The sequence below is a fragment of the Shewanella sp. M-Br genome, assembly GCF_036245925.1.
GTDB classification, from domain to species: domain Bacteria; phylum Pseudomonadota; class Gammaproteobacteria; order Enterobacterales; family Shewanellaceae; genus Shewanella; species Shewanella oncorhynchi.
In genome coordinates this window covers 24,709-50,999 of sequence record NZ_BJBV01000029.1, presented here as the reverse complement: position 1 = coordinate 50,999, position 26,291 = coordinate 24,709, and the positions used below count along the sequence as shown (strand labels likewise).

Sequence of the window (26,291 nt, the reverse complement as noted above, 5' to 3'; positions counted from 1 at the left end):
TCTATTCGCCCTGCGGCAACTCCGAGGTGATGGTATATTCTTTTGACTTTAGAGTTGTCTGATCGTCCTTAAAGCATAAAAGAGTAGTTGTCCTGTTTCTGCCTGTGGTAGGAGTTTTAGCCTGAATTTAGGGGCGGAGTGCAGTAAATCAACGTCATGAATTCCCCCAAATTTAGCGCGGCGAATAACTACTAATACGTTAGCAATAATTATAATTAACAGAGGTGGATATGGGGTGGAAAGGTACTGTTAGAGCAATCAATGCAGCTGCTAAAAAAGCCGAACGAAATGCTAAAAAGTCTCAGAGAGAGCTAGCACTTAGACATAAAGAATATGCAAAAATGCAAGAGTTAGAACAGGCCGCGTATGATGTAGGATTTTTTGAAAATTATGTAGAAATTGTTCAATCAATGCACAAAGAGTGTGGTGATAGCATTAATTGGGAAAAAGTTGCAGTTATAGCAGAACCGAATAAACCTATTTTCATCAAAGGATTAGAGTCGGAGGCGATTAGTCAAAAAGAACAATATCAACCGAGTTTTTTTGACCGTTTATTTAAACGTATTGAAAACAAGCTGAGAGTTCTAGATGTCGCAATTGAGTCTGCTAAAAAGCAAGATCAAATTAATTTTGAGTTGTCACTTGAAAAGTGGCAGCAGAATTATAAAGAGTGGGCGGAAAGTGTTGAGCAAGCTAATTTGCTTATAGCTGGTGAGCCAGAAGCAAGAATTAACACGATCAAAGAGCTTAATCCTTTTAGCGAGTTAGACACTTTAGGTTCTAGTTTGCATTTTTCAGTATTGGAGAATTATCTTCTAACCATAAATATAAATATTCGTGGCGCAGATATTATTCCAAATGAGCAAAAATCGTTGCTTAAAAGCGGTAAATTGTCAGTTAAGAAAATGCCTGTAGGTAAGTTCAACGAATTGTATCAGGACTATGTATGTAGTTCAGTTCTGCGCGTAGCTAGAGAAACTTTTGCAATCTTGCCTGACGAGTTTGTGTTGATTAATGCTACCGATAAGCTGTTAAACAAGGTTACTGGATATCTTGAAGAGCAAACTATATTGTCGGTGTATGTATCAAGGAGCACTTTGGATAGTTTGAATATGGATTTAATAGATCCTTCTGACAGCATGCGAAATTTTATCCATAACATGTCCTTTAAGCCGACAAAAGGCTTTGAGCCTGTTGTGCCAGTAGACGTGGTAACACTTGCGTAAATTGGATGACTAAAAGTGAACTGTTAATGTGTGGTATTGGCATTTGTTATTTTTTTAAAATTGTCATCGCTAAATGTTAGCTCTAGTCTTTGAACCTAAGGTTATGCAGATGCTCGAAAGGTAAACCATGGTGATTGGCGAGACGACCGTCCGCCCCATGGACGGGGCGGTCGAGCATCCAGGGATGGACTTGCTGCGTGTCGTCGAGCCGGTACCATGGTTGGCCTCACTCTGAACAATATCTATGTTTAACTGCCTCTTCGCCTTCGGTAACTCTCGTTTATCAACTTAGAGCCTCTAGGTTCTTTCACAGTGTAGTGAGTGATTACCATGGCAAGCCTGTATAGGCGAATATAAAAATGGCCGAGGATAAGCTCGGCCATGATTTACTCGATTAAGCGTAAAACGGGTAGGTTTAGTAGTATTTCTTCAAATAACTCTCGGCGTAGTTTTTGAGTTTTTTGTTTGAGCTCGTGGTTGCCATATTTTCAATCACATCGCGGTAAGCGGTATTCCCCGAACTAGCTAGCGCTTTTGCCATGTTGGCATAGGTATCGATGGCGAGTTTGTCATCGGCTAGTAAGCGCGGCGTTTTCAATTCATTACTGATAGTGGCGAGGATAAAGTCATCATAATTGCGATCATCCATGATTCTTTTGGCTGCGATACGCATAAGCTCTAAATCATCACAGCGAAGTGCATTGGCAAAGGCATTGTTTCGTGGGCTTTGGTTTGCTGCATATTGGCTCTTATCCCCTAATATAGCGTTCCATTTGTGGTATTTATCTAGGTTTTCTAAGGCTTGATTAGCGTATTTTTTGAGCTTTTTGTGATAGTTACCCTGAACAATATTATTCATTGTCCCACTGTATTTTTCATTACCTGAATAACCTAATCCTTTGACTAACCAAGCGCTGTAATCGATAGCATTATTTTCTGTCGCTAAGGGCAGTGATTCTATAAGTTTTGCCTCGAGCGTGTCGTAAATAACAGGGTCGGATAGACCTGCGAGGATCAGTGATTCAATGGCTTGCTTTTGCTGGTACTGGTTATCACCCTTGAAAATTTCTTGATAGGTTTCAACTGTGTAATCTTGGGCAAATGTGGGTGAACTTAAAAGGCTTATGCTAAGCAAAATACCTGCAAATAGTGGTTTCATGGGTATGTCCTTATAGGGTTTGTATCTGTTGTTAATCTTTCCAGCGTTTAAAAATCAGCGAGGTATTAATGCCGCCAAAGGCGAAATTATTACTCATCACATAATCTGTGTCGATTGGACGCAGTTCGTTACGGATATAGTCCAAATCAGCGCATTGTGGGTCGATACTTTCAAGATTGAGTGTCGGCGCAAACCAGCCCGCATTCATCATCTCAATACTCACCCAAGCTTCTAACGCGCCGCATGCGCCTAAGGTGTGGCCCGTGTAGCTTTTAAGGGATGAAATCGGCATGCCAGCACCAAAAACTGCATGGGTCGCGTGGCTTTCGGCGATGTCACCGCGATCCGTTGCCGTGCCGTGGGCGTTCACATAACCTATGGCGCTAGGCTCAAGCTGGGCATCTTTGAGCGCCAACCTGATAGCGATTTCCATGGTCTGCGCATTCGGTTGGGTGACGTGTTGGCCATCTGAATTCGTGCCAAAACCGACTAACTCAGCGTAAATCTTGGCGCCGCGCGCCTTGGCATGTTCTAGCTCTTCGAGCACCAGCGTACAAGCACCTTCGCCAATCACTAGACCATCACGGCTCGCATCGAAGGGGCGTGGCGTGAGTTCGGGAGTGCTGTTTTTAGTGCTGGTGGCAAATAAGGTATCGAACACGACAGCCTCTGTGGGGCAGAGTTCTTCACCGCCGCCCGCCAACATTAAGGTTTGATGACCGTATTTGATGGCTTCATAGGCGTAACCTATGCCTTGGCTCCCCGAGGTACAGGCGCTGCTAGTGGTGTGAATTCGGCCTTTTAAGCCGAAAAATACCCCCACATTCACCGCTGTGGTGTGTGCCATCATGCGGATATAACTCGTGGCGGTGACGCCCGACATATCACCGGTTTTCAACATATCGCCAAAGGCGATGATGGCATCGGTACTGCCAGTGGACGAGCCATAGGCGATACCCATTTCACCCGAGGACACGATAGGATCGTCCAACAATCCCGCATCGATTAATGCAAGTTCACTGGCGCGGGTCGCCATGATAGAAACCCGACCCATAGAACGAATTTTCTTGCGCGAATAATGGCTTGGCACTTCAAAGTCGGTAATGGGGGCGGCTAAGCGGGTATTGAGGCCATCGTATTTATCCCATTCGCCCATAGTGACGATACAGTTTTTCTGCGCCTTAAGGCTCGCTGCTATCGTCTCCCAATCATGGCCCAGGGCGGTAATGCCGCCAATGCCAGTGACGACCACTCGTTTCCCTAAGCGGGTTTGATTTGTCGGTTCGCTCATTTAGATCATGCCTCCATTGACCGATATCACTTGGCGAGTGATATAGGCGGCATCGTCAGACATTAAAAATGCAGCTAAGGCGGCGATTTCACTGGGTTTACCCATGCGGCGCATCGGCACTAATTGTTCTACCATATCCTTAGAAATATCGGCCACCATGTCGGTTTCAATCAAGCCGGGGGCGATACAGTTGACGGTAATTTTGCGTTTTGCCAGTTCTAATGACAATGCCTTAGTCGCGCCGATAATACCCGCTTTTGAGGCGCTGTAATTGACTTGGCCACGGTTGCCCGCAATCCCAGAAACCGAAGCTAAGGTGATGATGCGCCCGCCCTTTCTACCTTGTACCATAGGCATGACGCAGGGGTGGATGACATTATAAAAACCGTCCAAGTTAGTGTGGATGACGCTGTCCCACTCACTTTCTGTCATAGCAGGAAAGGCGGTGTCGCGGTTGATGCCAGCATTGAGGATCACGCCATAATAGGCACCATTGGCCTCGATATCGGTTTCGATGGCGGCTCTGACGGTTACGCGGTCGGCGACATCAAATTTCAGCTGGCTCACATTTACCCCAAGCGCGCGGATTTGCGCGGCAGTGTCATCAGCAGCTGCTTGGTTACTGTGGTAATGCAGGGCGATATCGAAACCCGCTGCGGCGAGTTTTAAGGCGATGGCTTTACCAATACCGCGGCTCGAACCGGTAACTAATACTCTGTTATTCATCTGTTTTCTCCACCCCATTTTATCATTATGTGTCGGTATGGGGTTTCATGTATTTATGGTAAAAAGGTCGCTTGTCAAGGCGCTTTAAGGCTTTTTATCTACACCATAGCTTTAGTGCCCAAGGCTTCTATTTGCCGCGTCTTGATTGCCTGCAAGGTAGGCTTGTGTGTCCTGAGGCTGGAACACATTCACATTGGCTTGGGCCACTAAGCTCTTTTCTAGGTTAGAGCCGGCTTCGGGCAGCAGATAAATTTGGCAATCGAATACCGCTAATCCCGATTCCTCTTGATAGAGGCGGCTGACTTGGGTGCGATAGGTGCGCCCGAGCTCATATTGCTTGGCATACAAGGTTAATTTGCGCGATCCCAATAGAAAGCCCACGCGGATTTTATCATTGCGAAGCTTTGCCTCAACCCCTGCAAGGGCGGCAATACTTTGGGCCATATATTCGATACCCACATAATTGGGTACGGCTCGATGTTTGTCATCGAAATAGGGGCTCTTGGCCGTGATAGTGACTTCGGTCTCTAGGTTATCGCGCCGATAGCCAATGATTTTATCGAGCAAAATCATCGGTGCCCTATGGGGAATAAAATCGGCAATATCCTGTTCGGCAAAGGGTTGGTTAATCTTAAGTAACTGCATAGTACTAGGCCTCGTTACGGCAGAAAATCAGGCTGGCATTACTGCCGCCAAAGGCGAAGGAATTGCTCATCACATAATTAAGCGCGCCCTTAGCGGCGACTTGATGGCGCTCGACTAAGGCAATGGACGGATCCTGTGGATCGACTTGTCCGTCCCATTGGTGGGGCGGCAGGGCTTTGCCGTGATTATGTGCTGAAAGTAATAAATAACAGAAGGCGGCTTCAATGGCGCCAGCGGCACCTAAGGTATGGCCGACTAAGGGCTTGGTCGAGCTACAAGGGGGCGTGTTCACGCCAAACACTTCAACCACGGCGCGGCTTTCCATCGCATCATTTTTAGGCGTGGCTGTACCGTGTAAGTTTATGTAACCAATGTCTTTTGCTGCAATGTGTGCATCTTGCAACGCCGCGTGCATGGCTTTGATCGCGCCTGCGCCTTCGGGGTGTGGCGCCGACATATGGTGTGCATCGCTCGACTCTCCAATACCCGCTAGCATGACCTCGGACTCGCCCAACGTCAGCACGAAAAGCGCCGCGCCTTCGCCAATATTGATGCCATCACGGTTGATACTAAAAGGATTGCAGTGGCCTTTCGAGACAGATTCTAAGGCGTGAAAACCATTGACTGTGAGTTGGCATAAACTGTCGACACCGCCGACAATCACCATATCGCAGAGGTTAGCCTGTAATAGGCGTTTAGCGCTGGCAAACACTTTTGCGCTGGATGAGCAGGCGGTCGAAATCGTGTAGCAAGGGCCGTCTAGCTCAAAATATTGGCGTAAAAAGTCGCTGGTGCTGCCGAGCTCTTGCTGGAAATAGTGGTAATCCGCCGGAAAGTATCCGTGTTGATTGCGGTAGCTCAGCGCGGCTTCACCTTTTGAAATCCCCGAGGTGCTTGTGCCTAGCACAACACCAATACGGGCATGCCCAAAATCCCGTTTCGCTTGTTCAACTGTGGTCGCAATTTGCAGTGCGGCGCACAGCAGTAATTGGTTGTTACGGCAATCGAACTGAATGAGTTTTTCGGGAATGGTTGGTAGCGCTGCCGTCACGGGGGCAACTAAGGTTGGGTGCTCGAACAGGAGAGTGTCACTGCGCAGCATCGCACTGGTATCACCGGCGATCAGGCGGTCTAAAACCTGCTGGGAATCTTGCCCTAGCGGGGTACACAATCCAATCTGTGTAATGGCGACTCTGTTCTTCATTGCGTATCGTTTATCCAGCGGCTAAATCTATTAAGTGATTAAATGGGTTGTATTTCTAATTCAAACTTTGCCTGTGGCATGGTCAAATTGATATGGGCTTGCCAGAGCATATCGCCCGTGCCCTCTCGGTAATTTATCTGTAAAACCTGGGTTTGCTCAGTGCTTTTACTGACCAAGGTATCCTGGCTATAGATCTGGCGACAGGGGATGGTACTCCCTTGGGTATCGCCCAGCGTTTCTGCAACCGTATCGCAAAGGCCTGTGACTAAATGGCCGCCTTCCAAATGGGCGCGAATACTCTGCTCAGGCCAATAGATCAGTTGCATCATCGCCATTAAATACTCAGCTTTAAAATTGTCCCCCAGCAGCACGCTTTGCTCACTGCTGAGTGTATTACCATCATAAACTAAGGTAAACAAAGCCTGTCCGAGTGGCGCTAAGCCAACGAGCGTCATGCGCTCTCCCTCTAACTCCAATTGGGTGAGCAGTTCGTGGGACTCATCACCCACCTTAATGCTGACTTTTTGGCTAAAGGATTGGGGTGAAGATACGCCCGTTTTGCTCTCGGTTTGCGGACTGCTAATGACTGAGGGTTTTGCCGTCGGCTGAGTCAACGGCTTATCGGTCGCGGGAGCAAAATCATGGGGCAATGGTGCCAAACAATAACGCATATCCTTAGCGAGTCCGACACAGGTCTGCCTGAACAGCAGTTCACTACAGCCCGTTAGCCCAAGGCTTGCGAGCAATAGCGCGGGGATGATTAGCCATTTAGCGTTAAGGTTTAGCAGCATGCGATTAGACCTCTGCGAATGCTGGAGTGGCGGCTGGATTTCGGCACAGTTCGACTATCATATTCAGGCGGCGCTCCGAGTCTTTAACGAAGGGATTATTGAGGTCCCAAGCGTAGCCCGCCAGAATCGAGCAAATCATTTGCTTGATGCGTGGATTCGCTTCTTCATAGAAGATCACATCCTGAAAGCGGCCATCATACCAAGCTTGCACATAGGTGCGGAAGGTATTCACCCCCTGCATTAAAGGCGCTGAGTAATCGGCTTGCCAGTCAACCGCTTCGCCATTGAGTTGTTTCGTTAGGCATTTTGCCGCCATAGACGCCGATTGCATGGCGATAGTCACACCGGAGGAAAATACCGGATCAAGGAATTCGCCCGCATTACCCAATAGCGCGAACTTGTCGGTCGCAAGGCGTGACACATTGGCAGAATAACCTTTGAGCGTGGCGCATTCCTGCACCACTTTCGCATTGGCCAGCAGGGCTTTTAGTCCTGGTTCTTCATTGACTATGCTCATCAATTGTTGCTCAAGCGAACCTTGTAAACGCGCCAGTAATTGCGGTTCTGCCACTACGCCGAGTGAACAACGGCCATTGCTAAAGGGAATGAGCCAATACCAAATGTCTTTACGCTCAGGGTGGACACTGATTAAAATCTTATTTCGATCAAAGTGAGGATCGCTGATGTTGTCTTCCACATGGGTAAAGATGGCGCTGCGCTGTGGTAGGCAAGATGGACTTTCTAAGTCGAGCAAGCGTGGCAACACACGGCCAAAACCACTGGCATCAAGCACATATTGGGCGCTGATTTGATAAAGCTCGCCCTGTTCATTGCGCACCATTAAGCATGGATTCTCGGTTAAATCTATCGCCTCGACGGTTTCGCCATAGCGGATGTCGACCCCTTGGCTTTGGGCTGTATCGGCTAACAGTTTATCAAAACTGGCGCGCTGCACTTGGAATGTGGTGCCCGGCCCTGGGGTAAATTTATCGGTAAAATCGAAGGTGGTATAAGTGCCATTGCGACGAAAGGCGGCGCCATTTTTATGCTGGAATCCGGCGGCATTGAGTGCGTCTAACATGCCGGCTTCTTCGATGAATTGCATGCAGCAGGGCAGTAAACTTTCGCCGATGGAGAAGCGAGGAAAATGCTGTTTCTCTAACACCAGCACACGCTTACCTTGCTGGTGCAGCAGGCTAGCGGCGATGGCACCTGAAGGCCCTGCGCCGATAATGGCCACATCGATATCAAGTGAATTTGGCATAGTTGATAAATCGTGAGCGGGTGTAGGCATGTAAAGTACGTTCCTTGTCGTTATCAGGACTTTTTAGTCGTTAAAATCAGTGGCGAAAGTAAAAAGGTTAAACCTATACCTAGTGACAGGGTTAAACCAAAATAATGAATCGCTTGGGTCTGGCTAAAGGCGAGTAAACCAAAGGCTAATAGGGTCGAGCAGGCGGACATAAATACCGCCATCATCACTGCCTTGCCGTGGTTTTGAGCAGAGGCAAAGAACAAGCTGTAGTCTATCCCAATCCCGAAAACTAAAATGAGCGCGAGTGCATGGAACAGACTCAGCGGCGAGCCCGTTAAGCCTAAGGTTGCAAGCGTTAGCAAGGCAGCAAGGGCTGGAACGGCAACGACAACCGCGGCTTTTTTAATGCCAAAATTCAGGCTAAACAACAAGAGTGCGATACCGAGTGCGAGCGCTAACAGCTTTAGAGTTAACAGTCGGTAATGGCCCATGACGGCGGAGATATCTGCGACTTTATCGATAAGTTGTACGCTTTCATCATGGGCAAAGCGCGCCTTGAGCGCGTCGATCTGCTGAATGCCGCCAAGCAAGACAATGGCACCATGCTCAGCGCTCGCCCCATCATTTAGAGCGTCATAGTCGGTGGCCTTGCTATTTGGTGCTAGCCACAGCGGTGCGAGTTGCTTGCCTGCCTCTAGCTTAAAGAAATCTGCTGGGGCGATATATTGCTCTTTAGCTGCTAAGTAGCTTGCTTGCAGCTCTGGCTTTAAGTTCTCATCCAACCCAAGGTTTGTGAGCACAGTATCTATCTGAGTTTGATAGATTTCGCCCTGTAAGCGATAAGCCGTGTCTTGCCTTTGATGGCTGGGAAGATACCGGCTGAGGCTGACGTAGTTGCCTAACTCTTGGTTCGCAATAGCGGCATCGAGCAGTGGCGACACTCGCTCAAGCTGTTGTAGTAGTGCCTCTTCACTCGCGGCGCGTACCAGTAAGAATTGATTATCTGTGCCGCCGCTGAGCAGCTGCCTGAGCTGATTTTCAGGTTCAGTCACGCTCGCGGGGCTTTGCTGCAAATGGCGAATATCGTCATCGACGGTTAACTTGGTTACGCCAACCAGACACCACACTACTATCACTAAAGCAAACATGCCCATGCCTAACGGCGTGGTAAATCGTTTCGATAACTGAGTGAGACTGGAAAGATAAGTCCCCGCGAGCGCTAACGGGCGGGAGCCCGATGGCAAACGACTTCCCGCTAACAGTGGGTAGGCGAGAATGAGGGTGAGATAGGCCCCAAGTAAACCTGCGGCGCAGAAAATCGCGACTTGCTGCATGCCGGGAAACGGCGCTAAACCTATGCCCACATAAGCTAAGGCACTGGTGATAAAGGCAAGCGTCACCGTTGGGAATATATACGCGACCGTCGCCTGAGCGCTCCGCTCTGTATCGCTTAAGCGCTCGCAGTAAAAATGAAAGCTGTAGTCGATGGCAATGCCAATCAAGCTAGTACCAAACACTAAGGTGAGTAAATGCAGCTCGCCAAACACGCTTAAGGTAAAAGTTACGGCCAGCAACAGCCCGCTGGAAATGGTAACGATGGCCAAAAGTAGCGGCATCACAGAGCGAAACGCCAGCCAGACTAAGGCAATCACCCCAAGTAAGGATGCAAGACCAAGGATCGAGATTTCACTCTTAGCCGTTTGCGTTGCCGCAATCGCGTGAAACAGGGCGCCAGCTTTGAGCACATTGATATCGGGATAGCTTTGTTTAACCGCATCCAAGGCCGCTGTTAATGCCGTCATCTGCGCTAATTGGGCATTGGGATTAAAAGCGCTTTCTCGTCCCTTTGCCATAACAACCGCGGCGACATTATCGCCTTGATTCGCGAGCAGTATCCCTTGGCTGGTCCTGACTTTTGAACTCGGCGCGAGGGCGAGTAAATTGGCGGGGAATAACAACAGCGGATCTTGGGCGAGCAAGTTGCTATTGGCGTAACTGAAGGCGTTGTAAAGCTGCGCCGTGGCCGCTTCAATCAGATTTCCAATGTCTTTCGTTGCTAACGCCTCAGCTTGTGGTGCTGTCAGTAATTTAAATCTGTGGTGGAAATAATATTGCCCCAACGCTTCACCGAGCTGCATATCGGCGCTGCGAATATCTGTGAGCGCGCCTTGCTTACCCCTTGCAACAAGGTCAGCTTCAAGCTTTTGCATCAACAGCTTAGCCGCAGCGATTGCCGTGGTTTCATCCTTGGCGACGAGCGCAATATAGACTTGATCGGCGAGCGTCGCTTCAACTTGGTTAAGGGCGCGTTCTGTGAGTTTGTCCTGCTGTAAATGCGGCAGCATAGCGAGAATATCGCTCTGCACCCTTGCGCCGTTTTGCCAGAGTTGCAACGTCCATAGACTGGCAGAGAGCATCAATAGCAACCAAATGGCGAGGCGCCATTTAGGGGATGATTGTATTAGCGCTTGATTGGCGCGCGCGGTGAAGTTGGCGGCCATGGTTAAGGTTTATTCGCCTCTACCGCCAACGCATACTGCGCCAATTCGGTTTCGCTGAGTTTACCTTGTGAAAGCGCACTAAAGTCGATGCGGGTCATATCCTGTGGGCTCACATTCGGCGCTGCGCTCAGCAGCACTAAGGATTGCAACACATCGCTCCCCTCTAACACCATATTGGCGATGGCTTTTTTCATTAAGGGATCTTTGGGCGTTAGGCCTAATTGCCATTGGCCGTCTGTGCTCAAGCCTTCTATTTTTAACCTGTCTGTGATGAGGAAGTGCAGTTCGAAGTTCTCACTTAAACCGGAAATATCACCGCCGAGCATAGCGCGCACTAGGCTGGGCAATAAATCCCCCATAGCGGCAGCGCTCGCCGAGGCATCGGCCTTGCTGACTTGGACTCGACCTTGGCTATCGCGCTGAATAAGCTGCTTATCTTTTAAAATCAGCAGGGATTCGAAGGGCTTTATCTGCTGCCAAATCAGTCCTTGGGTCTGATCGAAGATAAACTGACCTTGGCTGATTAACGGCTTTTTGAGCACCTTTAGTTGCCGAGATTGCACAAACTGGCCTCGCACCGTTTTGCCCAAGTTAAGCTTTTGGCTCAGGGCGACAAGCTGCGCGGTATCCGCACTTTGGCTAAAGAGTGTTTGATAAGCGCCGGGCTCTGCTAAGGTTTCTGCTTTGAGTGGCAGGGTTATCAAAGCACAAGCCAAGCCGCAAGCAAGGCAGAGGAGTAATGCACACTTTGCCAGCACAGGATTATTCGCCAGCACAGGATTCTTTGTCAGCGCAGAGCTCTTCGCGAGTACTGAGTTCATTAGTCTTCAACCTTAGCGAGCAGGATGGCTATTTTGTTACGGAACACCTCTGGGGTAACAAAGCACAATTCTTGGGTGCTCATATCGACCGCTGCCTGAATGGTATAACCCTTAGTAATGCGCGCACCCGTTTCAACGTCGCGAATTTGATAATTGATCTTTAAGCGGTTTTCCCACTCGACTAACTCGGCGCGCACTGTGATTTTTTGCTCGAAGGTGCTGGCTTTGACGTATTTAATCTGCAAATCGATAATAGGCCACGCATAGTTAGATGCTTGCATTTGGCGGTAGTTATAGCCCAGCTCATCGAGCAGTTTGCAGCGAGCAATCTCGAAATAACGTAGGTAATTGCCATGCCAAGTGATCCCCATGGAATCCACATCGTGGAAGGGGATTTGCATTTCCATATCAATAGTGAGCAATGATTTCATCGGCACACTTCCCATTCGCCCGCTTGGATTTTAGCTATGGTTTGGCGCAGCACGGCTTCAAGCGGCCTATCTTCGATTAAGGTCTCAAAATCGGCGCGCACTTGGGCGAGTGTTTTCGCCAATGAAGGTGTGAGCGAGGCTTCGTCCAGCTCATTTTGGACGATACGCAGACCAATACCTTGGGTCATGGCGAGCAGGGCTGCCGCCGCGACTTGTTCGGTCAATTGCAGCACGCGCATACAGTCGCGGGCGGCAATGGTGCCCATGCTCACCTTGTCTTGGTTGTGGCATTCGGTCGAGCGCGAGAACACGCTGGCGGGCATAGTGTGCTTGAGCGCTTCTGCTGTCCACGCCGATACCCCAATTTGCACCGCTTTAAAGCCATGATTAATCGCGCGGCGCGGGCCGGTTGAGCCGGATAAGTTAGCGGGTAAGCCATTATTAAACTTAGGGTCCATTACCAGTGCCATTTGGCGATCGATAAGATCGGCTAAGTTAGCCACAGTATTTTTCAGTGAATCCATCGCAAAGGCGATATGGCCGCCGTAAAAATGGCCACCGTGGAGAATATGCTCGCCTTCGCCGTCGACAATCGGGTTGTCGTTAGCGCTGTTGACTTCGGTTTCGATAAACTGACGCATAAACGGCAGCGCATCCTGCAACACGCCGATAATGTGCGGTGCGCAGCGGATGGAATATCTGTCCTGCAGCCTGTCCGAATTGCGCGGATGTTCGTGGTGATTTAAATCTTCCCGTATCCAAGTGGCGATTTGGTTTTGTCCCGGATGCGGTTTAGCGGCAAATAAGATTTCATCAAAATGGTTCGAGTTGCCCTTCAGCGTCAACGAAGCCATAGCGGTAATGCGGCTACTTAAGCGGGCAAGATATTGGGCGCGATCAAAGGCTAAACAGGCCAAGGCCGTCATTACAGCCGTGCCGTTCATCAGGGCTAAGCCTTCTTTTGGACGCAGGACATGCGGGATAATGTTGAGCTTAGCGTACACAGCTTGAGTCGCTTGGCGCTCACCTTGGTAAATCACTTCGCGCTCGCCGACTAACACGGCGGCTAAATATGACAGCGGCGTTAAATCACCGCTGGCACCGACCGAACCTTCTTCTGGGATTACAGGGACTATGTTGAGATTGAGCAAAGTTTCGATGCGCTTTAATAGCTCATAGGTCACGCCAGATTTGCCAATAGCTAAGGAGTTTAAGCGGCAAGCCATCATAGCGCGGGCCTGCATTATGCTTAAGGTCTCGCCTAAACCGCAGCCGTGGAAGCGGGTTAAATGTAGTGGCAATTCGTGGACCAGATCTAAGCTCACATTGACTGTGCAAGAGTCGCCATAACCAGTTGTTACACCATAAACCACGCCTTCTTCGTGCAGCAGGCTATCGATAAAGCGCGCACCTTTTTGTATATATTCTTGATAATCCGCAGCATCACAGAGCTTGACTGGTGCGCCCTTGGCGACGGCAACCACTTGTTCTAATGTAAGAAATTGACGGCCGAACTCAACAGTCTTTAAGTCTGATTGATTCTTTGAGTCGGCGGCTTGGGTGTGGCTCATGAATGACTAGTCCTGTCTGTCTTATGATCCTGCACTGGGATCTGCTGTGATGCTGATTCTGTTGTTACAGCATCGGCTTGTACTGAATTGGTTGATGCGCGTTCTAACTCGCTGTCTTTACGCCAGAAATCGAAGAAGTTAAACCATTGCAAAGGCTCGCGTCTGGCAAAGTATTCTAAACGCTCGCTGTAGCGATTTACCGCCTGCTGTAATCTGTCCATTCTGCCCGCCCTTGGGCCTTTAAGTGTTTCGGCGAAGTGCTCTAAATGCACCCGATAACGGCCCTGTTCCCGCAGGCAAAACATTAAAAATACAGGGCAATCGAGTAAACCTGCCAAAATAAACGGCCCTTGGGGAAACGCTGCGTCTTGCCCCATAAAGGGCGCATACATGACGCGACCTTGGGTATTCGGCGAGGTTCTATCGCCCGCGATCACCACCAGTTCACCGGCTTCTATCTTTTGCTGCAACAGCATAGACGTCGCGGGGTTAAGCTCGGTCACTTGAATAAGATTAAGCGTGCTATCTGGGTTTAACTGTTTGAGTACCTTATTGAAATTTTCCGCATGGCTCGTTAGCACCATGACGTTTACTTTGACTTTGCGCTGGTGGATGGAAATGGCGCGGCAGAGTTCTAAATTGCCAAGGTGCGACACCAATAACACGGCGCCTTTGCCGCTTTCGAGCTGGTCGGCCAGCACTTGGCGATCGGGGAAATCCACTTGGCTCAATTGGATGCGATCGCACCAGGCATCGATTCTATCGAGTGCGGCATTGCCAAAGGCTAAAAAGTGATTCAGGCTATCGCGCCAGCCTATGGGCTGATTGAGCTTAGGATGTTGCGGCTCAAGTACTTGTACGCGGCGCAGGAAGTCTAACGAGGCGTTACGGGTGACTTTGCCCGTGAGAAAGAAATAGCAAATCACAGGATACATAATGGCGCGGCACAACCAATGGCCGCCAATACGATAGCTCTCGGCTAACAGTTTGATGCCCCAGTAACTGCCGCGCTCCTTCATGCCCGACCAATGGGTGGCTGAAGTTGATGATGTTGCTGAAGTCAATTGTGTTGCTGACGAGCAATGGGAGTTTTGCGCGGCTTGTTGCTGTGATTTACGCTGCAACAGCCAAGGCAGGCGTTTGAGCATGCCGAAAAATAACTTGGTATGCAGTTTAGTGATGCGCACATTGTCGGCCACACCTTGAAAGTGACTAACACCACCTTCGGGATAAATCACCTTAGTCGGCTGGAATAAAATTTCTACCCCTTGCCAGTAGAGTTTGACGAGGATTTCAATATCAAAATCCATTCGCTCCGTTAATGCTTGCTGGCACAGTAATCGCTCGGTGGCGGCGAGGGGATAAACGCGAAAGCCACACATAGAATCTTGAATATCAAAGCTTAAGGTTTCGACCCACACCCAAAAATGGGTGATATAACGGCCATAAAGCCTGCCCTTAGGCACGGATTCATCGTACTCGGGTTTGCCTGAAATCAGCGCATCGGGTTTAGCCTGCGCCTTGGCTACCATAGCTGGAATATCGGCCAGATTGTGTTGACCATCGGCATCGACCTGCAGTGCATGACTAAAGCCATCGCGGTAGGCTCGGCGTAGGCCCGTCATCACAGCAGCGCCTTTACCACGGTTGTAAGGATGCAGCAGCAAAGTCACCCAAGGATAGGTTTGGGCTAAGGATTGCAGTAGATAACGGGTTTCGTCATTGCTGCCATCATCAATCAAATAACAGGGCAGATTAAATTGGGCGAGTTCGGCCAAGGTCTGGGCAATTGCGGCACTGTGATTGTAATTGGGGATCACTAAGGCGAGCTTGATGGGCGCCGACTCAACTAAGTCGCTGGGAGGTGTTAGCACTGGCTCGCCCCATCGCTGCTGTTAACTGGCGAGATATCGAAGGCGATACGACCTGACGCGTAGCGGTTTTCACCATCGCTATAGGCGAAGGTGAGTTTTCCCTTAGCCGCATTGTTGCTAATGCTTAAGGTGACTTCTTGCCCCGGCAGTATGAGTTGCTGAAACTTAAGCACTTCTAAGTTGGCTACGGCTTCGCAATAGCCGAAATATTGGCAGCCTAAACGCACCGCCCAATCTAATTGTGTCACGCCCGGTAGCACGGCTTGCTCGGGAAAATGTCCCTTAAAAGATTCAAGGTCGGCCGCCACTAACAGACGTAATTCAATGTTATCCATGCCGATATTGGAATGCAGGATCGGCGGTAAACTCGATTTAATCATGATCAAATAACTCGACTAACTGGGCAGTGACACGCTTACCCTGAGTGTTCAGCGGCAAAATATCGGGATAACGCCAGCGGCGTGGCAGGGTGACTCGCTCAAATTGCGTCAGTAAATGTGCTTTTAACGCATTGTTGATACTGAGTTTTCCCTGCTCTTGATGCACGCTGCGGCCCAGTGCGGAGAGGGTTACCACTGCGCCCAGTTGGGATTTAAACTGCGGCAATACCACAAGTGCGGCCTGCTCAACATAGGCGTGGCTGCAGAGTAGCGTTTCCATTTGCGCCAGCGATAGACGCTTCTCCTCAATCTTAACGATGCGATCGAGTCGGCCCTTGAGTCTAAACTGGCCATTTTCGGTTGGTTCGATTTTATCTTCGCAGCGCAACCATTCATCGTCGGCTAAATAGGGTGATTTAAGTAGCAAGGCTCCGTCGCTAGGATCTTGATCTATCGATATTCTGTCAAACACTTGCCAAGGTTCATCGGCCTCATGCTGACGGCGATAGGCGATGCCGCCCGTTTCTGTGCTACCAAAAATTTCGATGGGCAGATGGCCATAGCATTGGCTGATCCCCTGAGCCGCCGCAAAACTTAAGGGCCCGCCGGAGCTAAACACTAAGCTGGGTGAGCGCAGCTGCCGCTCGTGCTCTAAGGCCTTAGGTAAACGCGATAACTGGGCAGGGCTACTGATCAAACACAGGTTTGGCAGTAAGGCGGTGTAATAGCTTAAGGTTTCTGGGTATTCAATCTGCTCGCTTAAAAATGGCCGACTGGCGGCGAGTGGCCACAAAATCTTGAATAACAGGCCATAGATATGCTGGTGGGAAACCGTTGAAACCACACTGCAATGGGGTAAATGTTCGGCAAAGGTATGTTCGAGCACTGAGACTTCAACGTCTAATTGCTGAAGTGTTTTACGGATCGCCTTAGGTTCGCCACTGCTGCCGGAGGTAAATAGCACAAGTTCGCCGATAGCCTCGCTCGCCGGCCAAGGCTTGCTCGGTAGGCTCAGCTCTTTTCTCAGTAGAATAAAGGCCTGACTTTCACACAATGGCTTGTCCGACAATATGCCTTCAAACTGGTGGGTTAACTCGCTCAGCGTGCCCGTTTGGGTGTTGGCTGGTAAGATAATTTCCTTGCCGGCTAACAGCGCCGCACATAAACCCACAGCAAACAGATCGCTGGTATCACTCGCGAGCAGCCATTTTTTCTCTGGCGCGGCCAGCAGTTGCTCGTAAAAATACGCCACCTGATTGGTAAATAATGCACCTGTGACTATGTCGTGGTGATTAAAGCTGATCAGTTGTTGGGCAAAGGGCCCTTGGGTTAACCAGTTTTTGAGTAGCTGTGTCATGTTTTCTTCAACCAAAAGCTGCGATATAACCATTCCCCACCGAGGAGCAGTCCCATGAGTACGTATGCAATCAAACCGTTATACAAGGTCCAGGTTGCTAAGCTAGTAAAGCCAGCGGTGTAAGCCGCCATAGTGCCATTGAAGATAAATAAGCCGCACCAAAGTAGCGTGACTTTTTTAAGATACCCAGTGGCTTCATCCGGTAAATCGGGTTCTTTCAAACGGGCTAAACGTTCGATCATGCTAGGGCCAGTGTGCAGTGAATAACTGAACAGCGCCAGCATAGTGAGATTTATCACTACTGGGTAATACAGCAGCCAGTCACTGCGCTTGGTAAGATAACTGCCTGCCGTGAGCACAATCCCCACCAATAGTGGTAAAACTAATGTCTTAACCTTTTGCTTTTGTAGCATTAGCCGCACTATCAGCAATAAACACAGCACGAGCGCTATGGTGCCAGCAGGCAAGTAACTGAGCCCTAAATACACGGCAACGGGGTAGGCCAGCAAAGTTAGGGCGGTTAAGACCTGTAGCAAGGCTCGCATTAGGTTTTAACTAAACCTTCGATAGCATTAATCACATCATTGATTGTGCGAACTGATTTAAATTCATCGGGTTGGATCTTTTTACCTGTCAGTTGCTGCAGTTTTATCACTAAGTCGACTGCATCAATGCTGTCGAGATCGAGCTCTTCATACAGGTTAGCTTCAGGCGTAATCGCCTCGGCATCAATTTCGAATTCGTCCACTAAAATAGTGGTCAGCATAGCGAGGATTTGTTCACGATTTTGCATATTCCTCTCCTATGGACGCTGTGATTCGATAAAGCGAGCTAAGCTGGCAACACTGTGAAAATGGGCCTTAGTGGCATCCGAATTGGCTTCGATTTTGACATCAAATTTTTTCTTGATGGCTAAGCCGAGCTCGAGGGCGTCGATAGAATCTAAGCCTAAACCTTCGCCAAATAGCGGCGCATCGGTTTCAATATCATCAATGCTGACGTCTTCTAGATCGAGACAGTCGATGATTAACTGCTTTATTTCATTGTTTAAGTTCATAATTATTTTCGAGTTGTTGTTTATAGTAATGTTCAAGATCCCGCGTCAGCTGCCGGGCCATTTTTGCATGCTCACCTAAAGCCGCTTGGTACTTCTGGTAAGAAACGATTGTGCCGATTTCAACGGCCATTCCCATGGTTTGCCTTGGGATTTCATACCAAGGTTGCTCCTTTGTCAAACCACGCACATTGGTACGTAGCACCACAGGTAAAATATCCGCTTCGGCCCTTAAGGCTATATTGGCAGCGCCGCGGGCAAAGTGGTTAATGGTCGCACCGACCACCGTACGCGTGCCCTCGGGGAAGATGATTAAATTGGTGCCTCTTGCGAGCACTTCGCGGCAATCCTCTAGCATGAGTTCGGCGCCGCGATTGGGAATATAACCCGCGCAGGACACCACACCACGCAAAAATGGATTACGCCACAAAGCTTGTTTGACTATGCAGCCCGCATTGGGCATGAGACTTATCAATACCACCACATCGACTAAACTGGGGTGATTGGCTATGACGATAACGCCTCTGGCATCATGTAATTTTTGGGCATCGTGGCTGCTGACCTTAATCACACCTGCCCAAGTGAGCATGGCGACAAAGCCTTTGAACATTAAATGCACGGCTTTTTGGACTCGAATAATCCGCGCCTCTGGTGTGCCTGGCCAAAAACGCAGTAGCGGCAGAATGGTCAAGGAGCTTAATAAGCCGCCTAAGCCAAAGGCGATATAACAACTTACGCCACCTAGCCAACGTGGCACATAATTCAGCCCTTCGCGGCGAGTTTCTGGCAAGGTATATGCGGCATTGAGCATTGAATCTTCATGGCCCTTAGCGGCGTCATGGCTGTGGGCTGCATCAAACATGCTCAAGTCTCCAATGCCATTGGGATAAGCAGCCTGAAATATTTTGCGCCGTTGCTAGGGCGTGGATAAATGCACCATAGGTCAGCGGATTTAAAGCTGTTGCCTTAGAAATACGGCTCACTGTGAGCTTGGCCGAAGCGGGTGTATCGAAGGGCGCGAGCTGTAGGCCTAGGGCCAAAGGTAATTCAAATTCTTGGGTAAACTCATCGTACACAGGAGGCACTGGATCATCACCGAAGACCAATAACAATGGTTCTGGCGATTGATGTAATTGGGCGAAGGCTTCGACCATAGCTTGGGACAGGGTTTCTGTGCCCGCCGCAACTGAGGTTGAAGGCGCAGTATTGGCCGCCACTATGCCAAAAATGCCGCTGGCGGTGTTGTGCACTGACTGACTAAAACCTAAGGGCGATAAGGGCTGTTTGGCGATAATGTCTTCGAGTAGGCCAATGGTGCGCTGCAACTCTCCATGGCGCGAGGCAAAAATAGAGCGACAATTTGCAGGCATTTCGCACTGAAAACTCACCTCTAACATCATCTTAGTCAAGCGACTAAAACGGCGGCGCTGCATGGCGGGAATTTGTTTGAGTGCGGGAGCGGTGGTATCCGACTGTGGTGGCGTATCGAGATTGAGCTCAGCCGAACTCTCGCACCAAGTTTGCCAACTTTGATGGTGCTGATATTGGGGGGCCCAAGCGCCCCAAGAGAGAATGCTGAATGTTAGTTGCACTACTTTGCCTCGACACTAAATTTAAGCTGTCTTAGTTATCCCTAACTAAGTTAGAACATTAATGGATTGCCATACCATAGTGAGGAGTATACGCGTTAGAAGAATGACGCTCGAAATGCCCTCTACAGCGTGGTCATTCTACACTATGCCCTTTCTTTTTATGAAGCCATTTGCATTGTGCGGGTTAACGGAATGGGATCAAGTGCTGTGATTTACAGCACTTATTCGACATTGAGTAACAAACATCGCAGTGGCTATCTGATTTCGCAGACGCTTTAACTTACAGGTTAAAATGAAAAAAGGCGCACTGAGCGCCTTTGGGCATGAGCTTGATAACCTATTGCGACAATTGATTCTCGATTTTACGCAGCGCTACTTTCAACTTGCGAGTATTTTCTGGACCCATACGGATCAACAGTTTTTGTGCACTGGGTAGTGCCTCTAAGTTAGGGTCAACGAATTGATAGTTAACGCTAATTGAATTCAGCTCAATCGGATCTTCAATAATAGGTGCTGCGAGTAACATTTTAATCGCTTGCAGCATTCTGTCGTTAAATTTGGCGTTGCTGTAGCCGAGTTCAGTAAAGGCTTCTTCTAGGAGCGGCGTCAGTTGCTTGTAAGTTGTGATTAAGCTCTGTTCGTCCATTTTAGCAATCGAGTCAACATAGGCGTCGTATCTGTGGAACCCCTCAGGATTTAAATACACTTTGTTGGTTATTTCTGAGACTGAGAACAGCTTCTCTGGTCCTTTAAGTGGGCTAACTTTACGGGTTAATTCACCCTGGGCTAGGTTATCCACGAATACCACAAATTGGCGGACGAGATCTTGCTGCACTAACGAAGAACTCAGCACATTGTTATTGATCATGGCGAGGGCTTTTTGTTGCACAAATGCATCACTTTCAGCCAGCACAGGCACAGGTTCTACGACAACTTCAGGCTCTGCCACTGCAGTGGTTTCAGTGCTATTGGTGTTCGTTTCTGTAACGGCAGGCGTCGTCTCAGTGGTTTCAGGCTCTGGCGCACTTTCGAGCGTCATAGGTTCAGATGGCGGTGTTTCAGGCAATACAATAGGGGCGTTAGGGATGAGTTTAGGTGAGTCAGAATCACCGCTGTAGTAATAATATCCTCCGGCAGAAAGTAGCACGACGAGCACTATCGCAAAAAGCGCAAAGCGATTGCTGCTAGAAGAAGTCTCTTGAGGTGTTATTCTATCATCTTGATTAACTTGCATTTTACATCCTTCGCTTGAGTGTCAAGGTAACTTGGTGAATACATGCAGCTAACATTAAAGTGCAAGAGCGGGCTATTTGAAGGCCGCAGGTTCATTTTGCAAGTTTCCATGCGCTTGTCTATAGCGCTTAGCTGAACATAAACAATTTATTTCGAGTAAAGGCAGATGTTACGCCTCGTTCTTTACCCTTTAATATTTACGGCTTAAGCTTGCACATAGTGCTGTCTGTGCCCGAGCCAACGTAAAATAATTGCATCGACTTTTTCGGGGGCTTGCGCCATTACATGGCTCGCTAATTTCTGAATGTGTGGGATCAAAGCTTGATCGCGCACCAGATCGGCAATTTTGAGCTCAGCCAGTCCCGTCTGCTTAGTGCCAAGCACTTCACCTGGGCCACGAATTTCTAAATCTTTCTGCGCTATGATGAAACCATCATTGCTTTGTCTGAGTACACTCAGTCTTTGGGTGGCGGTATGGCTCAATGGCGCCTTGTAGAGTAACACACAATGGCTTGCGATGGCGCCTCGACCGACTCGTCCGCGCAGTTGATGTAGTTGTGCTAGACCTAAACGTTCAGGGTTTTCAATGATCATCAGGCTGGCATTAGGTACGTCGACGCCCACTTCAATCACGGTTGTCGCTACCAGTAGATGAATAATGCCTGCCTTAAAGTCAGCCATGATTTGCTGTTTCTCGGCGCTCTTCAACCTGCCATGCACTAGGCCAATATTGAGCTCGGGCAGGGCGAGGCGCAGTTCTTCGGCTGTGTCTTCGGCGGCTTGGCATTCGAGCACTTCGGATTCTTCAATCAGAGTACACACCCAATAGGCCTGACGTTTATCTGTGATGACGGCGTTACGCACCCGTTCAAGCACTTCGTTGCGGCGTGAATCAGCAATCGCCACTGTGGTTACTGGAGTTCGCCCCGGCGGCAGTTCATCGATAATGGATGTGTCGAGATCTGCATAGGCCGTCATCGCCAGCGTGCGGGGAATGGGTGTGGCTGTCATGATCAATTGATGCGGGTGGAAACCTTGGTTCACGCCCTTTTCCCGCAGGCCTAAGCGTTGGTGTACGCCGAATCTGTGTTGCTCATCGATAATAATTAACGCGAGTTTGCTAAAGACCACATGCTGCTGGAAGATGGCATGGGTGCCAATCACCATTTGGGCTGCGCCGGATTCAATATCCGCAAGGGATTGGGTTCTGGCCTTGCCTTTAAGTTTTCCCGCCAGCCAACCGACTTTAAGTCCGAGTGGCTCAAACCAAGCGGCAAAGTTAGTTGCATGTTGCTCGGCCAATAACTCGGTCGGTGCCATCATGGCAACTTGATACCCGTTTTCAATCGCTTGTAATGCCGCCATCGCCGCGACTAAGGTTTTACCTGAGCCCACATCCCCTTGCACTAAGCGCATCATAGGGTGCGGTTTTTCTAAATCTTTGCCTATATCAGCCACGACTCTTTGCTGGGCGCCAGTCGGCTTAAAGGGCAAAGCCGCGAGGAAGGGATTGAGCAACTGCCCCGTGGCCTGCATGGTGACAGCGGCATCTAAATTACTGCGCTGCCTTAGGCGTAACATGCTGAGATTGTGGGCGAGTAATTCTTCCTGCACGAGTCGTTGCTGGGCTGGGTGTTGGCCTAGCTCTAAATCGAACTGAGAGATCCCCGCAGGAGGACGATGTAGCGTCTGCAGCGCTTGTTTAAGGCTGATGTTGTTAGGTTGCAATTGTGGTGGCAGCAGCTCAGTTAAGCCACCCTCTTCCAGCAATACCAAGGCTTGCTCCGTCAGCTTTAGCCAACTCGCCTGTTTTAAGCCCTCAGTCGTGGGATAAATCGGCGTTAGGGTATCACTCAGGTGAACATCTTCACCGGGATACACCACTTTATATTCTGGATGCACTATCTCAGCTTGATGACTACCACGGCGCACTTCACCGTAGGCGCGGATCATCAAACCATTTTGCATGGCATTACGCTGAGCAACGGAAAAGTTAAAGAAGCGCAGGCTTAAGCTGCCCGTATCGTCGCGCACATTGCAGACCAGCATGCGCTTGCGGCCTTGGATGATTTGTGTCGATTGGATTTCAGCTTCTATAGTGCCATAACCGCCTAGGCTGAGGGCGGCAATGGGATAGATTTGGGTTCTATCTTCGTAGCGCAGGGGTAAGTGAAACAGCAGATCTTGTACTGTTGTGATGCCGAGCTTTGCGAGTTTCTCCGCGACCTTTTTGGCGACGCCTTTGAGGTCGGTGATCGGAACAAGATCCAATTGCTGCAAGTCGTTAGCACTCAATCACTGTGAATTTATACATATATTAACAGAGAATAAGCTTAAGGCAATCTCAAGGGGAATTAGGGTGTTATCAAATTTTGTTTGGAAGCATAGCTAATATCTTTCTGCGACCTTAAGGCTGCAAAATTGTTGATAAGATATCGTTAGGCTGAAAGCGTGGTTAACTGTGAGTGTTATTACAACCAGCCTTTTTGTTTGGCGATGCGCGCTGCATCGATTCGATTGCTGGCATTGAGTTTGGCTATGGCTTCTGAGAGGTAGTTGCGAACAGTCCCTTCGGCGATAAAAAGAGTTTCGGCGATGTCGGAGGTGGATTTGCCTTCGCTAGCGAGGCGAAGAGCGCGGCGTTCTTTGTCGTTGAGCGGGTCGACATCGCCAATCGCCATCATGGCAAGTTCAGGATCGATCACTCGTTTTCCCGCCATCACTTGTTGAATCGCGTTGACTAAGGTTTCCGAGGGCGCATCTTTAAGCAGAAAGCCGCCCACACCCGCTTCGATGGCACGTTTAATATAGCCCGCACGGCCGAAGGTGGTAATGACCACTATCTTGGTTTGGCTATGTTGCTCCTTTAACCATGTCGCCAGCTCTAAGCCTGTGCGGCCGGGCATCTCGATATCCGTTAGCAAGAGATCAAAGCTTTGCTGTTTGAGTAAGCTTAGAGCTTCGTCGCCGTCACTCGCTTGGGTGATACTAAAACCCCCTGCAAGCGTGAGGAGTGCGGCGAGTGCTCCTCGCACCATAGCTTGATCTTCCGCCAATAAAATCTTCATTAATGTGTTGCTCCCTGCAAAGGTAAACTGACGGTAAAGGTATATCCCTGTTCGAGATTATAGCTCAAGCTGCCACCTAAACTGTCGAGACGCTCGCGTATACCTGTGAGGCCATTACCCTCTATAAAAGGTTTGGCCGCGGCATTGTCTTTGACTTCGAGCAGCAGGCGGTCTGATTGCTTAGAAAAGTGGATAGAGCATTCACTTGCACCGCTATGGCGGAGAATATTATTAATAAGTTCGGTGAGGATCAAACTCAGTTGGCTTTCTGTGCTTGCACCTAGCTTGGGTAGCTCACCACTGAGCTCGACACTTAAGCCTTTATCCCTTAAGGATTTACAAAGCTGCGTCACGCAACTCTCTAGGCCCTTGTGTTTGTAGTCTGACACTGTGTGGCGGATCTGGCTTAAACTTTCCCTCGCAATTTGTCCTAGCTCAATCAATTGGGTTGATGCGAGTTCATATTCTTGTTTTGCGATAAGCTTTTCGGCTAGCTCAGCCTTAAGGGCGATGGAAGAAAGGCTATGCCCCATAATGTCGTGTAGATCCCGCGCGATACGTTCACGCTCAAGCATAGTGGCCAAGGTGGTAATTTCTTGGGCACTTTGCTGTTCTTTCAATTTATGCCGATAACGTCTGCGTTCGGCGACACCAAACATGCCCACGCCGAGCACTAATCCCGAGCCGTAAAGCGGAAAGTAGTAACTGTTAAAGTGGTAAATCTCATTGAGGGCAAACAACAGGCCGATGAGTGCTGTAATAGCCAACAGACAGGTCCGGAGAGGATAAAAAAAGCCAATGAAGAAAGCGGCAAAGGTAAATAGCGAGATAGAGCCTGGGTTGATTGGTGTGATCGCTATTGCTATGGCCACCATAATGAGAATGGGCAGATAGGCGCTACGGCTATTGCACTTATAAGTCCAAAAATAACTGGCAATAAAAGGGATTAACACAGCAAAACTGAGGGCGATTTTCCAACTTGGATAGGGATTTATGGCAAGTGGGATCAGATAAAACACTAAGTTTATCAAATACACCCAAGCAAGTTTTCGTTCGAGCTGAAGGGGAGTGCTTATCATGATGCCTCTGTGTCACTGAGTTGGTTGTTGAATGCCCACCGATGGCATCTTGTTTTAATTTATTCTTTTTAGGGATTGGCGCTATCGTCAGCGCCATAGATCCCCGTTAACAACTTTGTCTATTTTGCACTTAATTGCTGATTTTTTTGAAGCAAAAATTTTGCCCAACCGTAATCTGCTTGTACTTTGATCGCTTGTTGCCAATCTTCAATCGCGCCTTGGCTATCGCCTAATTCCTGTTTAGCGAGCCCGCGCCACGTGTAAGCTTCGGCTTCACCCCAGCAAATGTTGTCGCAAGGCTGGGCGAATCTTTCTATGGCTGTAGTGGCTAAGGTCTTAGCATTTTGCATGCTGCCGCCAAATATGGCTGGCGTGTTATAGGCGGCGATGGCTTTAACAAGCGCTACCCGTGGATTTTGTGGTTCTAATTGTTCGGCACTGGCAATCGCCTTGGCGGATTTCATGCCGAGCGTTGCACCTTTGCTATTGTCTAAGGCGATTTGCATGCCATAAACCGACGATAATAGCGCGAGGGATTCTGCATTCGCTTGGCTGGTTTCGAGTGCTTCTAATGTGGTTTGCGCTGCACTCAGTGCGCTGCTAGCGAGTGTTTTCTGCCCCATTACATTGGCACTGATGGCTAAGCGATAGTTCGCATAGGCTTTATCATAATCTTGAGTGCTGCCGCTGAGTTGTTGTAATTGCGTTAGATTCATCGCATTCGAGGCCGCGTCTACGTTGGTGATGCTAGTGTTTGATGGCGTTGCTGCAAACGAGTGAGTACTGATAAGCACAAAGCTGGAGGCGAGGAGTAATGTTTTCATGGTATTTCCTTATTGAGTGAGTTTCCCAATGTTTGGGTACGGGCTCATTATCAGAAATTCGATAGAAGAAGTGCAGACACAAAGGTCATGGCTTTGGCATGACAAATGTCATCAGTTGAGTTGTGTGCTTATATTTTTTATGAGGTGTGCTTTAAAGAAGGTGCGTGATGAATAAAGGACAGCAATACCTAGAGAGCAAAACACCGGAG

Annotated in this window: 25 protein-coding genes; 1 reads left to right on the top strand and 24 read right to left on the bottom strand. The window is 49.1% G+C overall.

The window, feature by feature from the left end:
* Positions 1 to 230 precede the first annotated feature (230 nt).
* Positions 231 to 1,226, top strand: coding sequence for a hypothetical protein (locus tag AAA952_RS20165; RefSeq protein ID WP_338259166.1), 996 nt, complete (start codon positions 231 to 233; stop codon positions 1,224 to 1,226).
* 415 nt (positions 1,227 to 1,641) lie between these two features.
* Here the strand turns inward: AAA952_RS20165 and AAA952_RS20160 are convergent, their stop codons facing one another.
* From AAA952_RS20160 to AAA952_RS20045, 24 genes are all read right to left on the bottom strand, one after another.
* On the bottom strand, positions 1,642 to 2,385 hold the full coding sequence (locus tag AAA952_RS20160) for a hypothetical protein (RefSeq protein WP_338259164.1): 744 nt from the start codon (positions 2,383 to 2,385) through the stop codon (positions 1,642 to 1,644).
* A 31-nt stretch (positions 2,386 to 2,416) separates the two neighbouring features.
* Positions 2,417 to 3,676 (bottom strand): beta-ketoacyl-ACP synthase, encoded by a 1,260-nt coding sequence (locus tag AAA952_RS20155; protein WP_338259162.1) that lies wholly within the window; start codon positions 3,674 to 3,676, stop codon positions 2,417 to 2,419.
* The gene (locus AAA952_RS20150; RefSeq protein WP_338259158.1) at positions 3,677 to 4,402 is read right to left on the bottom strand and encodes a 3-ketoacyl-ACP reductase FabG2; all 726 of its coding nucleotides are present in this window, start codon (positions 4,400 to 4,402) and stop codon (positions 3,677 to 3,679) included.
* A 111-nt stretch (positions 4,403 to 4,513) separates the two neighbouring features.
* The gene (locus tag AAA952_RS20145; protein ID WP_338259155.1) at positions 4,514 to 5,047 is read right to left on the bottom strand and encodes a hotdog family protein; all 534 of its coding nucleotides are present in this window, start codon (positions 5,045 to 5,047) and stop codon (positions 4,514 to 4,516) included.
* Between the two features lie 4 nt (positions 5,048 to 5,051).
* Positions 5,052 to 6,251, bottom strand: coding sequence for a beta-ketoacyl-[acyl-carrier-protein] synthase family protein (locus AAA952_RS20140; protein ID WP_338259152.1), 1,200 nt, complete (start codon positions 6,249 to 6,251; stop codon positions 5,052 to 5,054).
* 38 nt (positions 6,252 to 6,289) lie between these two features.
* Complete coding sequence (locus AAA952_RS20135; RefSeq protein ID WP_338259150.1) at positions 6,290 to 7,042, bottom strand: DUF3261 domain-containing protein; 753 nt, start codon at positions 7,040 to 7,042, stop codon at positions 6,290 to 6,292.
* A gap of 4 nt (positions 7,043 to 7,046) precedes the next feature.
* On the bottom strand, positions 7,047 to 8,336 hold the full coding sequence (locus AAA952_RS20130) for an NAD(P)/FAD-dependent oxidoreductase (RefSeq protein ID WP_338259148.1): 1,290 nt from the start codon (positions 8,334 to 8,336) through the stop codon (positions 7,047 to 7,049).
* Between the two features lie 23 nt (positions 8,337 to 8,359).
* A complete protein-coding gene (locus AAA952_RS20125) occupies positions 8,360 to 10,798 on the bottom strand; it encodes an MMPL family transporter (RefSeq protein ID WP_338259146.1) in 2,439 nt (812 codons plus the stop codon).
* A 2-nt stretch (positions 10,799 to 10,800) separates the two neighbouring features.
* A complete protein-coding gene (locus AAA952_RS20120) occupies positions 10,801 to 11,619 on the bottom strand; it encodes an outer membrane lipoprotein carrier protein LolA (protein WP_338259143.1) in 819 nt (272 codons plus the stop codon).
* Positions 11,619 to 12,050 (bottom strand): acyl-CoA thioesterase, encoded by a 432-nt coding sequence (locus tag AAA952_RS20115; protein WP_173497420.1) that lies wholly within the window; start codon positions 12,048 to 12,050, stop codon positions 11,619 to 11,621. Before AAA952_RS20115 ends, AAA952_RS20120 begins: the two co-directional genes overlap by 1 nt.
* On the bottom strand, positions 12,047 to 13,621 hold the full coding sequence (locus AAA952_RS20110) for an HAL/PAL/TAL family ammonia-lyase (protein WP_338259138.1): 1,575 nt from the start codon (positions 13,619 to 13,621) through the stop codon (positions 12,047 to 12,049). Before AAA952_RS20110 ends, AAA952_RS20115 begins: the two co-directional genes overlap by 4 nt.
* The gene (locus AAA952_RS20105) at positions 13,618 to 15,495 is read right to left on the bottom strand and encodes a glycosyltransferase family 2 protein (RefSeq protein ID WP_338259136.1); all 1,878 of its coding nucleotides are present in this window, start codon (positions 15,493 to 15,495) and stop codon (positions 13,618 to 13,620) included. The genes AAA952_RS20110 and AAA952_RS20105 overlap by 4 nt, the downstream gene beginning before the upstream one ends.
* The gene (locus AAA952_RS20100) at positions 15,489 to 15,875 is read right to left on the bottom strand and encodes an ApeI family dehydratase (protein WP_173242763.1); all 387 of its coding nucleotides are present in this window, start codon (positions 15,873 to 15,875) and stop codon (positions 15,489 to 15,491) included. Before AAA952_RS20100 ends, AAA952_RS20105 begins: the two co-directional genes overlap by 7 nt.
* Positions 15,868 to 17,232 carry an AMP-binding protein gene (locus tag AAA952_RS20095; protein WP_263140738.1) on the bottom strand — a complete coding sequence of 455 codons (1,365 nt, stop codon included), beginning with the start codon at positions 17,230 to 17,232 and terminating at the stop codon, positions 15,868 to 15,870. Before AAA952_RS20095 ends, AAA952_RS20100 begins: the two co-directional genes overlap by 8 nt.
* Entirely contained in the window at positions 17,229 to 17,777 is a 549-nt protein-coding gene (locus AAA952_RS20090; RefSeq protein ID WP_263147764.1) for a hypothetical protein, read from the bottom strand. Before AAA952_RS20090 ends, AAA952_RS20095 begins: the two co-directional genes overlap by 4 nt.
* Positions 17,777 to 18,025 carry an acyl carrier protein gene (locus AAA952_RS20085; protein WP_011787696.1) on the bottom strand — a complete coding sequence of 83 codons (249 nt, stop codon included), beginning with the start codon at positions 18,023 to 18,025 and terminating at the stop codon, positions 17,777 to 17,779. The genes AAA952_RS20090 and AAA952_RS20085 overlap by 1 nt, the downstream gene beginning before the upstream one ends.
* 9 nt (positions 18,026 to 18,034) lie before the next feature.
* On the bottom strand, positions 18,035 to 18,289 hold the full coding sequence (locus AAA952_RS20080; RefSeq protein WP_011787697.1) for a phosphopantetheine-binding protein: 255 nt from the start codon (positions 18,287 to 18,289) through the stop codon (positions 18,035 to 18,037).
* Positions 18,273 to 19,148, bottom strand: coding sequence for a lysophospholipid acyltransferase family protein (locus AAA952_RS20075; RefSeq protein ID WP_173242769.1), 876 nt, complete (start codon positions 19,146 to 19,148; stop codon positions 18,273 to 18,275). Before AAA952_RS20075 ends, AAA952_RS20080 begins: the two co-directional genes overlap by 17 nt.
* Positions 19,141 to 19,878 (bottom strand): beta-ketoacyl synthase chain length factor, encoded by a 738-nt coding sequence (locus tag AAA952_RS20070; protein ID WP_113941113.1) that lies wholly within the window; start codon positions 19,876 to 19,878, stop codon positions 19,141 to 19,143. Before AAA952_RS20070 ends, AAA952_RS20075 begins: the two co-directional genes overlap by 8 nt.
* Before the next feature lie 337 nt (positions 19,879 to 20,215).
* On the bottom strand, positions 20,216 to 21,112 hold the full coding sequence (locus tag AAA952_RS20065; protein ID WP_219255063.1) for a DUF3014 domain-containing protein: 897 nt from the start codon (positions 21,110 to 21,112) through the stop codon (positions 20,216 to 20,218).
* A 203-nt stretch (positions 21,113 to 21,315) separates the two neighbouring features.
* Complete coding sequence (gene recG / locus AAA952_RS20060) at positions 21,316 to 23,391, bottom strand: ATP-dependent DNA helicase RecG (RefSeq protein ID WP_338259120.1); 2,076 nt, start codon at positions 23,389 to 23,391, stop codon at positions 21,316 to 21,318.
* 191 nt (positions 23,392 to 23,582) lie between these two features.
* Entirely contained in the window at positions 23,583 to 24,179 is a 597-nt protein-coding gene (locus AAA952_RS20055) for a response regulator transcription factor (RefSeq protein ID WP_113941110.1), read from the bottom strand.
* On the bottom strand, positions 24,179 to 25,258 hold the full coding sequence (locus tag AAA952_RS20050) for a sensor histidine kinase (protein WP_131523997.1): 1,080 nt from the start codon (positions 25,256 to 25,258) through the stop codon (positions 24,179 to 24,181). Before AAA952_RS20050 ends, AAA952_RS20055 begins: the two co-directional genes overlap by 1 nt.
* A gap of 119 nt (positions 25,259 to 25,377) precedes the next feature.
* On the bottom strand, positions 25,378 to 26,082 hold the full coding sequence (locus tag AAA952_RS20045) for a hypothetical protein (protein WP_131523996.1): 705 nt from the start codon (positions 26,080 to 26,082) through the stop codon (positions 25,378 to 25,380).
* Positions 26,083 to 26,291: the final 209 nt, after the last annotated feature.